The 13,097-nt window shown below is 67.4% G+C and carries 11 protein-coding genes; 9 read left to right on the top strand and 2 right to left on the bottom strand.

The genetic code is table 11. The annotated features are described in order from the left end of the window. Entirely contained in the window at positions 1-789 is a 789-nt protein-coding gene (gene flgG, locus CVUC_RS16490) for a flagellar basal-body rod protein FlgG (RefSeq protein WP_010919925.1), read from the bottom strand. A gap of 13 nt (positions 790-802) precedes the next feature. After that, positions 803-1,540 carry a flagellar basal-body rod protein FlgF gene (gene flgF / locus CVUC_RS16485; RefSeq protein WP_096033479.1) on the bottom strand — a complete coding sequence of 246 codons (738 nt, stop codon included), beginning with the start codon at positions 1,538-1,540 and terminating at the stop codon, positions 803-805. A 226-nt stretch (positions 1,541-1,766) separates the two neighbouring features. On the opposite strand from flgF, the gene fliL reads away from it, so the two are divergent. The 9 genes from fliL to glk all read left to right on the top strand — a co-directional run bounded on the left by fliL (position 1,767) and on the right by glk (position 13,065). After that, positions 1,767-2,384 (top strand): flagellar basal body-associated protein FliL, encoded by a 618-nt coding sequence (fliL, locus tag CVUC_RS16480; RefSeq protein ID WP_012640398.1) that lies wholly within the window; start codon positions 1,767-1,769, stop codon positions 2,382-2,384. Positions 2,385-2,411: 27 nt separating this feature from the next. Then, the gene (fliM, locus tag CVUC_RS16475; protein ID WP_012640397.1) at positions 2,412-3,536 is read left to right on the top strand and encodes a flagellar motor switch protein FliM; all 1,125 of its coding nucleotides are present in this window, start codon (positions 2,412-2,414) and stop codon (positions 3,534-3,536) included. Beyond that, positions 3,533-4,117: a DUF6468 domain-containing protein gene (locus CVUC_RS16470; protein WP_096033478.1), complete on the top strand. Its 585-nt coding sequence runs from the start codon at positions 3,533-3,535 to the stop codon at positions 4,115-4,117. Before fliM ends, CVUC_RS16470 begins: the two co-directional genes overlap by 4 nt. Continuing rightward, entirely contained in the window at positions 4,114-4,908 is a 795-nt protein-coding gene (locus CVUC_RS16465; protein ID WP_096033477.1) for a MotE family protein, read from the top strand. Before CVUC_RS16470 ends, CVUC_RS16465 begins: the two co-directional genes overlap by 4 nt. Positions 4,909-4,917: 9 nt before the next feature. Continuing rightward, positions 4,918-7,794: a tetratricopeptide repeat protein gene (locus tag CVUC_RS16460; protein ID WP_096033476.1), complete on the top strand. Its 2,877-nt coding sequence runs from the start codon at positions 4,918-4,920 to the stop codon at positions 7,792-7,794. 281 nt (positions 7,795-8,075) lie between these two features. Then, a complete protein-coding gene (gene zwf, locus CVUC_RS16455) occupies positions 8,076-9,539 on the top strand; it encodes a glucose-6-phosphate dehydrogenase (protein WP_096033475.1) in 1,464 nt (487 codons plus the stop codon). Positions 9,540-9,541: 2 nt separating this feature from the next. Then, positions 9,542-10,240: a 6-phosphogluconolactonase gene (gene pgl, locus CVUC_RS16450; protein WP_096033474.1), complete on the top strand. Its 699-nt coding sequence runs from the start codon at positions 9,542-9,544 to the stop codon at positions 10,238-10,240. Positions 10,241-10,246: 6 nt separating this feature from the next. Further along, the gene (edd, locus tag CVUC_RS16445; RefSeq protein WP_096033473.1) at positions 10,247-12,055 is read left to right on the top strand and encodes a phosphogluconate dehydratase; all 1,809 of its coding nucleotides are present in this window, start codon (positions 10,247-10,249) and stop codon (positions 12,053-12,055) included. A gap of 14 nt (positions 12,056-12,069) precedes the next feature. After that, positions 12,070-13,065 (top strand): glucokinase, encoded by a 996-nt coding sequence (gene glk, locus CVUC_RS16440; protein WP_010919917.1) that lies wholly within the window; start codon positions 12,070-12,072, stop codon positions 13,063-13,065. Positions 13,066-13,097: the final 32 nt, after the last annotated feature.

The raw sequence follows: 13,097 nt of genomic DNA, 5'->3' as shown, positions 1-13,097 counted from the left end.
TTACGACCGCAGTTGCGAGGTGGCTTGCAGCATCTGGTCGGCCGTCGAGATCACCTTCGAGTTCATCTCGTAGGCGCGCTGGGCGGTGATCAGGGCGGTGATTTCAGAGACCGCGTCGACGTTGGAGGCCTCGGTGTAGTGCTGCAACAGCATGCCAAAGCCCGGCTCGCCCGGCGCAGCCAGGGTCGCCGCGCCCGAGGCGGCGGTCTCCAGGAACAGGTTGTCGCCGATGGCTTCCAGGCCGCCTTCGTTCAGGAAGTTGGCCAGCTGGATCTGACCGACGGTCTGGGGCTGGGGCTGACCGTCCAGCTTCACCTGCACCAGGCCGCTCTTGCTGATGGTGATGTCGGTGGCGTTCTGCGGGATCGTGATGCCCGGCTGAACCAGATAGCCGTCCTCGGTGACGATCTGGCCCTGGTCGTTGGTCGAGAAGTTACCGGCCCGTGTATAGGCCGTCTCGCCCGACGGCAGCAGGATCGGCATGTAGCCCTTGCCCTGGATCGCCAGGTCCAGCGGGCTGTCGGTCAGGGTGGGGGTGCCTTGCTCGGTGATGCGATAGACCGAGCCGGCCTTGACGCCGCCGCCGACCTGCACGCCCGTCGGCACGATGTTGCCGTCGCTGGACGACTGCGAACCGGCCCGCTCGATGGTCTGGTACAGCAGGTCCTGGAACTCGGCGCGTTGGCGCTTGAAGCCAACGGTGTTCATGTTGGCGATGTTGTTCGAGATGACTTCGACGTTCAGCTGCTGAGCAGCCATACCCGAAGCGGCGGTGCGGAGAGCTTGCATCGGCTAGCGTTCCCTAGTTGATCTTGCCCAGACGCTCGACGGCGCTGCGCGAGAGTTCGGCGGTGTTGTCCATCATCTTGGCGACGCTCTCGTAGGCGCGCTGGATCTCGATCAGCTTGGTGATCTCGATCACGGGTTGGACGTTCGAGGCTTCCAGCATGCCCTGGTGGATCTGGGCGTCCGTGACGGGCTGCGGGGCGGTGTTGGTGGTGTTGCGGTAGAGGTTGTCGCCGTCCTTGGCGAAGGTGGACAGGTCGTCCGGGCGCACCAGGCCGATTCTGCCGACCCGGATCGCGCCTTGGCTGACGATGCCGTCCTTGCCGATCGTCACGGGGCCAAGGCGGGGATCGATCGTGATCTGTCCGCCGCCGTCGTCCAGCACAGGCGCGCCGGCCTGGGTGACGAGGATGCCTTCCGGATTGGTGGTGAAACGGCCGTCGCGCGTGTAGCGCTCACCGCCATTGGCCTGGACCTTGAAGAAGCCCATGCCGTTGATGGCCAGGTCGTAGTCGCCGCCCGTCTTGGTCATCGGGCCCTGGGTGAAATTGCGGGCTACGCCGGTGTCCAGCACGAACTTGACCGGCGCGGAGCCGTCCAGGGTCTTGGCAGGCTTGGCCTGCTCGGTGCGGACCATCAGGTCTTCGACCTTGAAGCCCGTGGTGTTGGCGTTGGCGATGTTGTTGGCCACGATGTCGAGCTCGCGGCGCAGCGTCATCTGACGCGAGAGGCCGACATAAAGCGCGTTGTCCATGGCGAGTTAACTCGGGCGGCTGACGCGACAAATGCGTCGCAACCCCAGAAGCAACCTTCGTGCCAGCGCTAAAAGGCCATTAAAATCAACAAATAGGAAGGTTAATGCGGGTGTGCTGGTCGGACTCTGCCGGGCAGATTCAGCCTGCGACCAATTGCCCGGCAAAACACATCGTTAACCATGCTTCGCGCATGAGTACGGGTATAGATTCCAAGGAACCGCGCGCGTGGCCAAGAAACCCGAAAAGGAAGCTCCCGCTCCCGAAGGCGAAGAGGGCGCTGAGGGCGAAGCTCCGGCGAAGAAGAAGCCGCCAATCCTGATCATCGCGATCGCTGCGGGCGTGCTTGTTCTGGGCGGCGGCGGCGCTGCGGCCTTTTTCCTCCTGAAGCCGAAGCCGGCCGCTGAAGCGGGCGAGCACGGCGAGAAGAAAGAGGAAAAGAAAAAGGAAAAGAAGAAGGAAGAGAAGGGCGACAAGAAGGACGCCGAGAAGGGCGCTGAAGGCGCGGCTGGGACTCCGGTGATCAAGGAGGGCCCCGACGGCGTCGTCTTCTACACGCTGCCGGACATCGTCGTGAACATGCAGACGGCGGACGGTAAATCGACCTTCCTGAAGCTGAAGCTGACCTTCGAGCTGCCCGACGAGGAAACGGCCGATGAGCTGACGCCGAATCTCCCCAGGTTGCAGGACATGTTCCAGACCTTCCTTCGCGAGCTGCGTCCTGAGGACCTGAACGGCAGCCAGGGCACGTACCAGCTGCGCGTCGAACTGCTGCGCCGGGTCAATCTGGTCGCCGCGCCGGCCAAGGTGAACGCCGTCCTCATCGAGGAGATGCTGATCAACTAGTCCTCAGGGCGGGTTGGGCGAACGATCATGGCGGACGAACTCGACGATCAGGCGGCGATGGCCCAGTGGGCCTCGGAAAACCCTCCCGGAGGCGGAGAGGGCGTGAACGAGTTCGGCGATTTTTCCGGCGGCATGGGCGGCTGGGATGACGGCGGCGGCGACGGCGCCTCCGAGCGCATTCTGAACCAGGACGAGATCGACAGCCTGCTGGGCTTCGATCTCTCGGGGGACGGCTCCGACGACCGCACGGGCATCCGCGCCATCATCAACTCGGCGCTCGTCTCGTACGAGCGCCTGCCGATGCTGGAAATCGTCTTCGACCGCCTGGTGCGGTTGATGACCACCAGCTTGCGCAACTTCACCTCCGACAACGTCGAGGTCAGTCTCGACAACATCAGTTCGATCCGCTTCGGCGACTATCTGAACTCGATCCCGCTACCGGCCATCCTGGCCGTGTTCCGCGCCGAGGAGCTCGACAACTACGGCCTGCTGACGGTCGACTCGAACCTGATCTACTCGATCGTCGACGTGCTCTTGGGCGGTCGTCGCGGTACGGCGGCGATGCGCATCGAAGGTCGGCCCTACACGACGATCGAGCGGGTGCTGGTCCAGCGGATGATCGAGGTCGTGCTGCACGACCTGAAGAGCGCCTTCGAGCCGCTGCATCCGGTCAGCTTTTCGCTGGATCGCCTGGAGACCAACCCGCGCTTCGCCGCCATCGCCCGTCCGGCCAACGCCGCCATTCTGGTGAAGCTGCGGATCGACATGGAGGATCGCGGCGGCCGTATCGAGCTCTTGCTGCCCTACGCGACGCTGGAGCCCATCCGGAAGATGCTGCTGCAGCAGTTCATGGGTGAGAAGTTCGGTCGCGACAACATCTGGGAAGGCCACTTGGCCACCGAGTTGTGGACCACCCAGATGGAGGTCCGCGCCGTGCTCGACGAGCAGCAGGTGCCGCTTTCGCGCGTGCTGAACATGCAGGTCGGCGACACCCTGATGCTGAACGCCACGCCCGACAGCCTGGTGGAGCTGCGCGCCGGCGCCATCCCGCTGACACGCGGCCGCATGGGGCGTCGCAACCATTCGATCGCCGTCCGGGCCGAAGCCCCGCTGACGCCGGCGGCGAAGAAGGCCGTGCAGAAACTGAAATGAGCGTCGTCGCCCTGGCCATGAACGGGTTCCTGGCGGTGCTGCTGATCGCGGCGCTGATCTTCGGCTGGCGTCTGGAGCGCCGGCTGAAGGCGCTGCGCGACAGTCACGAAGGCTTCGCCAAGGCGGTCGCCGATCTCGACCAAGCCGCCGCGCGGGCCGAGCAGGGGCTCGCCGATCTCCGCGCCGCCACCGACGAGGCCGCTGAAACCCTGGCCGTCCGGATCGAGCGCGCCCAGGCCCTTGCGGCTCAGCTGGAAGATCGGGTCAACCGGCCTGCGCCGCCCAAGGCTCAGGCAGCGCCGGAGCGCGAGCCTCCGCCACGTCCGTCGCGTGCGATCGAGGCTCCGCCGGTCTCACCCTCTGGCGAGCGTCGCCTTTCGGCGGCCGATTTCGAGCGCCTTCTCGAGCGCGAGGATCGGGTCGAGCGGGCCGCTCGCGGCGAGCCGACGCCGCGACCCGCGCCACGTCCAAATCTGAGCCAAGAAACCCCGCGTTCACGGGCGCGGGTTGATGATGACCTGTTTGATGGGCCGGCTGATCCCCCGCGCCCGACCAGCAATCCACGAGTTCCTCGCCGATGAAGAACATTCCGCGCATTCTGCCCCTGATCGGTGTCGCCGCAGGCGGTGTGCTGGCCATCAACGCCCTGTCGGGCGCCAAGTCGCTGCCCGACCTGGTCAGCGGGGCCAAGGCCTTCGCCGAGGGCGCCGCCAAGCCTGAAGGTCCCGAAGGCGAGGGGGCTCCCTCGGCCGAGGGCGCAGGGCAGCCCGCCGCCGCCAAGGCGCCGCCGCCTCGGGTCTGCGCGCCGTCGGCTGACGCCCTGGCGCGGGAGGCGGGCCTCTCGCCGGCTGAACTACGCATCCTGCAAAGCCTGGGCGCGCGCCGCGGGCAACTGGACCAGCGCGAGCAGGACATCGATGTCCAGCTGCAGCTTCTGGCCGCCGCCGAGGCCAAGCTCGACGCCAAGATGAAGGCTCTGACGGGCCTGAAGGGCGATATCCAGGGGCTGCTGGGCCAGGTTGACGCCCAGAAGCAGGCCGAGGTCGACCGCCTGGTGGTGGTCTATCAGGGCATGAAGCCCAAGGACGCCGCAGCGCGGATGACGTTGCTGTCGGATGAGGTTCGCCTGCCGATCGCGGCCAAGATGAAGGAAAAGACCCTGGCGATGATCCTGGCCAACATGGCTCCGGGCGACGCCAAGATCCTGACCGAGCGCCTGGCTTCGCGTCTGGCCAACCCCGCTGTGGACAAGGGCAAGGCGGCCGTCGCCGAGAACGCCGCGCCGGGCGCCGCGCCCGGCCAGCGCGCCGCCGGTCCTCTGGCGGGCGCAGCGCCCGCCGCCGCCAGGCCGCCCGCCAACCAGGCCGGTTAAGGGAGGCCCATGACCCTTCGCCAGCTCCTGCGTTCCAGCGTCGCCGCCGCGTGCATCGCGGGCACGCTGGCGCCGACCGGCTACGCCGCGCCCCAGCCGATGGTGGCGCGCGGGGCGCTGGACGTGCGCGTCGCGCAGGCGGCTGAGTTCTCCCGGGTCGAGTTCCACTGGGCCGGCGGCGCGCGAATGACCCCGGTGCGGCAGGGCCAGACGCTGGTCCTGCGGTTCAATCGTGACGCCAATCCCAATCTTTCCGCGCTGAAGATCGCGCCGCCGCGCTGGATCAAGTCGGCGGACGCCCGTCGCGTCAACGGCGTGCTGGAGATCGTTCTCACCCTGACCGATGACGCCGACGCCAAGCTCGGCACGGCCGACGGCGTCGACTTCGTCAATATCTACCCCAAGGCCGGCGCCATTGCGTCTGCGGCGGCGGCGGCTTCACCGGCGACGGCCCCCGCGCCGGTCGGTCGTCCCAATCCCATGCCGCGCGATGGCGTGGTTCGCGCGGGGATCGATCGACGGGATGGGCAGGTCACCCTGTCGTTCGACTGGGCTGCGCCGGCGGGCGCAGCGGTCTTCCGGCGGGGCGAGGCGGTCTGGATCGTCTTCGACACCCCCGCGCGGCTCGATATCTCCAAACTGCCGGGCACGACGCCGCGCTATTCCAAGCTGCAGGTCTATCGCGGCGCGGACTATGTGGCGCTGCGCGTCGTCGCACCGCCCGGCGAGCCCTATGTGGCGGTCGGGTCGGGCCCGTCCTGGCGCGTCAGCTTCGGCGCCGGACCACAGCAGAGCCCGGACATCATCCAGGTCACCCGCGCCGAGCAGTCACCTTCGGCCGCACTGTCCGCCGCCGTTGCCGGCGTCACGCGGGCGATCTGGGTCGATGATCCGGCCGTTGGCGATCGCATCATCGTCGCGCCGGCCCTGGCCCCGGCCAAGGGGCTGCCGTCTCGGCGTGAGTATGTCGAGTTCGCGTTGCTGCAGTCGGCTCAAGGTCTGGCCGCCGAGGCCTACGCCGCCGACCTGATGGTCCAGGCGCAAGCCGATCAGGTGCGCATCGGCCGCCCCAAGGGCCTGGCCCTGTCGCCGGCCTCGGCCGCCGCCCCGCCGGAAGAAGCCAGCGCCGGGGCGCCGCAGCCGCTGTCGATGCCCGCCCTGATCGATCTCGAGGCCTGGCCCAAGACGGGCTCTGGCGGGTTCCTGGCGCGCTACAACGCGCTGCAGGGCGCGGTGTCGGCCGCGAGCGAGGATGAGGCCGATATCGCCGCACGCCTGGCGCTGGCGCGGTTCCTGGTCGGCTCCCAGATGTCGTTCGAGGCCATTGGGGTTCTCAACGCGGGCGCCCGCAAGCACCAGACCCTGATGGGCAACCCCGAATTCCGCGGCCTGCGCGGCGTGGCGCGGGTGCTGGCCGGGCGTCTTTCGGAAGCTGACGCGGACTTCTCGTCGCCCGTGCTGGCTGATGAGCCCTCAAGCGCGCTGTGGCGCGGCTATATCTCCGCCAAGAACGGCCAATGGCTCGATGCGCGAACCCAGTTCGCCAACGGGACCCGGGCGCTGGATCTGTTCCCGCCGATCTGGCGAGCGCGCTTCCTCAAAGCCCAGGCCGACGCCGCCTTGGGCGTGGGGGACCTGCCGGGCGCCATGCAGGCCGTGACGAAGGCCCTGGCCCAAGCCAAGATCCCCGTCGAGGACCAACTGGATATTCGCCTGGTCCAGGCGCGCATTTTCGAGGCCAAGGGTGAGAAGGCGCGCGCGCAGCGCATGTACACCGCCATTGCGAAGGCCCCCATCGATCGGATCGCCGCGCCGGCCACGCTGCGCGCGACCCAGCTGCAGTATGCGCGTGGCCAGATCAACGCGACCAAGGCCGCCGAGACGCTGAACCAGTTGCGCTATCGCTGGCGTGGCGATGGCGTGGAGCTGGAGGTCATCCGCGCGCTCGGCAAGCTCTACATCGACCAGGGCCGGTACCGCGAGGCGCTGGAGGTTCTGCGATCCGCCGGACGTCGCCTCTCGGATCGTCCCGAGGCCGTCGCGTTGCAGAACGACCTCTCCGAAGCTTTCCGTCAGCTGTTCCTGCAAGGCTTGGCCGACGGCATGCAGCCGATCCAGGCGGTCGGCCTGTTCTACGACTTCCAGGATCTGACGCCGATCGGTGCTGACGGCGATCAGATGGTCCGCAATCTGGTTCGCCGCCTGGTCGACGTCGATCTGCTCGGCGATGCGGCCAAGCTGTTGAAGTATCAGGTCGAGAACCGTCTCAACGGCGTTCCCAAGGCCCAGGTCGCGACCGATCTGGCCTGGATCTACCTGATGGACAAGAAGCCCGAGGACGCGCTGAACACCATCAACGCGACCCGCACGACGATCCTGCCGCCCGCCCTGAACGCCGAGCGTCGTCTGGCTACCGCCCGCGCCCTGATGGGTCTGGGGCGCTATGACGCGGCGCTGGATCTGGTCGAAACCGACACCAGCCGTGACGGGCAGGAGATCCGCGGCGAGATCGCTTGGAAGCAACGCGCCTGGCCGGCCGCCGGCGCGCTCTATGAGCGGTCCCTGGGCGACCGCTTCAGGACAGGCGGGGCGCTCAGCGCGGCCGAGGAGGCGAGGTTGCTGCGCGCCTCGGTGGCCTACAGTCTCGCCGATGACGACGCGGCGCTCGGTCGCCTGCGCGCTCGCTGGTCGGGCTTCATCGAGACAGCCAGCAACCCTGAAGGTCTTCGCGTAGCGCTACAGGGCATGTCGATGGGCGCGGTGTCCGCGTCCGACTTTGGACGGGTTTCCGCCGACAACGAGGCCTTCAATGGCTGGATCGGTCGCCTCAAGGAACGTTTCCGGACAGGACAACCGGCCGGGTCACCCGCCCGCGCGGGCGGCTAGCGCTCGCTGCGGTGATCGCAGGTTCGCGCGCGATAGAAGGGCGGCAGGGCAAGGTTCGCCTGAAAGCGCGCTCAAGAGGCGTTATGGAAGGCAGGGTGTTTCCGAATGGCCCCGGGAATCCTTCAAACAGTTCCTATGAAACCGGATTGGTCTTATGGCGGGCGCCAAGCGTTTGGCCTAGTTAGAGCCCCGCCGCGCGCCGATCCGAGGGCGGCGAAGTGCGGCCGCTTGCCTTTCCCGCGCAGGCATGTCATGACAACGTTGTCATAAGGTGGACGACATTGGCTAAGAACAACGACGTCGGCGAGAACGGCCGCGAAGTCTTGGTGCTGCTGGGCGGAGCGGGCGATTTGGCCCTCCGGATGCTGCTGCCTTCTCTGTATTTCCTGGAGCTCGACCGACTGCTGCCGCACGATCTGCGGATCATTGGCGTCGCCCGGGCCGACCATGACGCGGCCAGCTACAAGGCGCTGGTCCGCGAGCAACTGGGCAAGCGCGCGACAGTGGAGGAGGCGGTCTGGAATCGCCTCGCTGCACGCCTCGACTACGTGCCTGCGAACATCACCAGTGAGGAAGACACCAAGAAGCTGGCCGAACGGATCGGTGCGCATGGCACGCTGGTCATCTTCTTCTCGCTGTCGCCCAGCCTCTACGGCCCGGCTTGCCAGGCTTTGCAGGCGGCCGGCCTGACGGGGCCCAACACGCGCTTGATCCTCGAAAAGCCGCTTGGCCGCGATCTCGAAAGCTCCAAGGCCACCAACGTCGCCGTCGCCGCTGTGGTCGACGAGAGCCAAGTGTTCCGCATCGACCACTATCTGGGCAAGGAAACCGTCCAGAACCTGACGGCCCTGCGCTTCGCCAACGTGCTGTTCGAGCCCCTGTGGGATCGCAACACGATCGACCATGTGCAGATCACCATCGCCGAGACCGAAAAGGTCGGCGACCGCTGGCCCTACTATGACGAATACGGCGCGCTGCGGGACATGGTGCAGAACCACATGCTGCAACTGCTGTGTCTGGTCGCCATGGAAGCGCCCTCAGGCTTCGATCCCGATGCGGTGCGCGACGAGAAGGTCAAGGTGCTGCGCTCCCTGCGGCCCTTCACCAAGGAGACCGTGGCCCACGACACCGTGCGTGGCCAGTACGTCGCCGGTGTGGTCGAGGGCGGCGCGCGCGCTGGCTACGTCGAGGAAGTGGGCAAGCCCACCAAGACCGAGACTTTCGTGGCCATGAAGGTCGCGATCGACAACTGGCGTTGGGACGGCGTGCCGTTCTTCCTGCGCACCGGCAAGAACCTGCCGGACCGCCGCACCCAGATCGTCGTCCAGTTCAAGCCTTTGCCGCACAACATCTTCGGTCCGGCGACCGATGGCGAGCTGTGCGCCAATCGTCTGGTCATCGACCTGCAGCCGGACGAAGACATCTCGCTGACGATCATGAACAAGCGTCCGGGTCTCTCGGACGAGGGCATGCGACTGCAGTCGCTGCCGCTGTCGCTGTCGTTTGGCCAGACCGGCGGGCGCCGTCGCATCGCTTACGAAAAGCTGTTCGTCGACGCCTTCCGCGGCGACCGTACGCTGTTCGTGCGTCGCGATGAGGTCGAGCAGGCCTGGCGCTTCATCGACGGCGTCTCGGCGGCCTGGGAAGAGGCCAGTATCGAACCGGCGCACTATGCGGCGGGCACCTGGGGACCGCAGTCCGCCCAGGGCCTGATCTCGCCCGGCGGCCGAGCCTGGAAGGCCTGAGCATGCCCTTCACGCCCATCAAGCTCGAAGCATTTGGGTCCCGCGAGGACCTCTATGACGCGGCCGCCTCGGTTCTGGTCGGCGCGTTGACGACGGCGGTCGCTCGTCACGGCCGGGTCGGCTTCGCCGCCACCGGCGGCACGACGCCGGCGCCGGTCTATGACCGCATGGCGACCATGACCGCCCCCTGGGACAAGGTCACGGTCACGCTCACCGACGAACGCTTTGTTCCCGCTACCGACGCCAGCAGCAACGAGGGTCTGGTGCGTCGCCACCTGCTCGTGGGCGAGGCGGCCAAGGCCTCGTTCGCGCCGCTGTTCTTCGACGGCGTGAGCCACGACGAGAGCGCGCGCAAGGCCGAGGCAGGCGTCAATGCCGCCACCCCGTTCGGCGTCGTTCTCCTGGGCGTGGGGCCGGATGGGCATTTCGCTTCGCTGTTTCCGGGCAATCCGATGCTGGATCAGGGTCTTGACCTGACCACGGACCGTTCGGTGCTGGCCGTGCCGCCCAGCGATCCCGCGCCGGACCTCCCACGCCTGAGCCTGACCCTGGCCGCCCTGACCCGCACCGATCTGATCGTGCTGCTGGTCACCGGCGCGGCCAAGAAAGCTTTGTTGGACGGCGACGTTGATCCGGCCCTGCCGGTCGCCGCCATTCTGAAACAGGACCGCGCCAAGGTCCGCATCCTCTGGGCGGAGTAGATCGCCATGAGCCTGAATCCCGTCATCGCCGACGTCACCGCCCGGATCGTGGCGCGCAGCAAGGACAGCCGCGCGGCCTATCTCGCCAACATGGAACAGGCGATCGCCAATCAGCCGGGGCGCGCCAAGCTGTCCTGCGCCAACTGGGCCCACGCCTTCGCCGCCTCGCCGGGCGTCGACAAGCTGCGCGCCCTGGATCCGAACGCGCCGAACATCGGCATCGTCTCGGCCTATAATGACATGCTGTCGGCCCACCAGCCGCTGGAAGCCTATCCCGCGCTGATCAAGGACGCCGCCCGGGACGTGGGCGCGACCGCCCAGTTCGCCGGCGGGGTGCCGGCCATGTGCGACGGTGTCACCCAGGGCCGTCCCGGCATGGAGCTGTCGCTGTTCTCGCGCGACGTGATCGCCATGGCGACCGCCGTGGCCCTGACCCATGACGCCTTCGACTCGGCGCTGTATCTGGGCGTCTGCGACAAGATCGTGCCGGGCCTGGTGATCGGTGCCCTGACCTTCAGCCATCTGCCCGCCCTGTTCGTGCCCGCCGGCCCGATGACCTCGGGCCTGGCCAACAGCGAGAAGGCCCGCATCCGCGCGCTCTACGCCGAGGGCAAGGTCGGTCGTGAGGAACTGCTGGCGGCCGAGAGCGCCAGCTATCATGGCCCGGGCACCTGCACCTTCTATGGCACGGCCAACACCAACCAGATGCTGATGGAGCTGATGGGCTTCCATTTGCCTGGCTCGGCCTTCGTCCATCCCAACACGCCGCTGCGTGAGGCCCTGGTCAAGGAATCCGCCCGACGCGTGGCTGCGGTGACCAACAAGGGCAATGAATTCATCCCGGTCGGCCGGATGATCGACGAGAAGTCGTTCGTCAACGGCGTGGTCGGGTTGATGGCGACCGGCGGCTCGACCAACCTGGCGCTGCACATCATCGCCATGGCCGCCGCTGCGGGCGTGCAACTGACGCTTGAAGACCTGGACGATATCTCCAAGGCCACGCCGCTGCTGGCGCGCGTCTATCCGAACGGTTCGGCCGACGTGAACCACTTCCAGGCCGCCGGCGGCATGGCTTTCGTGATCCGTGAGCTGCTGAAGGCGGGTCTGGTGCACGAAGACGTCCAGACGATCGCGGGCGCCGGCCTGTCGCTGTACGCCCAGGAACCGGTGCTCGAGGACGGCGTGCTGACCTGGCGTGACGGCGCTCACGAGAGCCTGGATCCCGCCATCGTGCGGCCGGTCTCCGACCCGTTCAGCAAGGAAGGCGGCCTGCGCCTGATGGCGGGCAATCTGGGGCGCGGCGTGATGAAGATCTCGGCCGTGAAGCCCGAGCACCACGTGATCGAGGCGCCGTGCGCTGTGTTCCAGGAACAGGAAGACTTCATCGCCGCTTTCAAGCGCGGCGAGCTGGATCGCGACGTGGTCGTGGTGGTCCGCTTCCAGGGGCCGTCCGCCAACGGCATGCCTGAACTGCATAACCTGTCGCCGTCGATCTCGGTGTTGCTGGATCGCGGTCACAAGGTGGCCCTGGTCACCGACGGCCGCATGTCCGGCGCCTCTGGCAAGACGCCCGCCGCCATCCACGTGACGCCGGAAGCGGCCAAGGGCGGGCCGCTGGCCTATGTCCAGGACGGCGATGTGATCCGCGTCAATGCCGAGATCGGGGAACTGAAGATCATGGTGGACGAGGCGACCCTGCTCGCCCGGACCCCCGCGAACGTCCCGGCGTCCAAGCCGGGCTTTGGCCGGGAACTGTTTGGATGGATGCGGTCGGGGGTCGGCGCGGCCGACGCCGGCGCCTCCGTCTTTGCTTGAGGAAGCGCTAGGTCATGGACGGCAATCACAGCGGCGGGCTCGGCCTCGTCGGCGACATCGGCGGTACGAACGCCCGCTTCGCCCTGGTCGAGTTCGACGGTCAGGACCCGCGCCTGATCGAGCCGACGGCCTATAGGGGCGAGGACTACGGCACGGCCGAGGACGCCATCGAGGAGTATCTCCGCAAGGTCGGTGTCAAGCATCCTGACCAGGCGGTGGTCGCTGTGGCCGGGCCGATCGACCACGGTCAGGTCCACATGACTAATCTGGACTGGCGGATCTCCGAGGACGGCCTGCGCCGCGCAGGCGGTTTTCGGAACGCCAAGCTGATCAACGACTTCACCGCCCAGGCGCTGGCCGCGCCGCGCGTTGGCCCTAAGGACCTGCGCCAGATCGGCGAATTGCCGACGTCGGGGGAGGGCGATCTGGCGATCCTGGGTCCAGGCACCGGCTTCGGCGTCGCAGGCCTTGTCCGTCGCCATGGCCAGGAGATCCCGCTGGCCACCGAGGGTGGTCACGTCGCCTTCGCGCCGGTCGATGACGTCGAGATCGAGGTGCTCCGCGCCCTGACCCGGCGCCTGGACGGCGGTCGGGTGTCGGTCGAGCGGATCCTGTCGGGTCCCGGCATGGAGGACCTCCATGTGGATCTGGCGGCCGCTGAAGGGCGCGGTGTCGAGGCGCTGACCGCCAAGCAGATCACCGAGCGCGCCGTAGAGGGCTGCGCCGACAGCCTGGCGACGGTGAACCGTTTCTGCGCCATCCTGGGCTCAACGGCGGGCGACATCGCTCTGACCTTGGGCGCACGCGGCGGTGTTTTCATCGCCGGCGGCATCGCACCACGCATCATCGACATCCTGGAGAAGAGCCCGTTCCGCGAGCGCTTCGACAGCAAGGGGCGTCTGTCCGGCTTCACCCGTTCGATCCCGACGCACGTGATCCTGCATCCGCACACCGCCCTGATCGGTGCGGCGGTGGCGCTCACGCCGGAGGGCCGTGCGGCGGTGTCGTAGTCGTTTTCTTGGGGCTCGCCATGACAGCCTTG

The sequence above is a fragment of the Caulobacter vibrioides genome (assembly GCF_002858865.1).
Classification (GTDB): Bacteria; Pseudomonadota; Alphaproteobacteria; order Caulobacterales; family Caulobacteraceae; genus Caulobacter; species Caulobacter vibrioides.
This window is presented reverse-complemented; position numbering and strand designations above follow the sequence as displayed.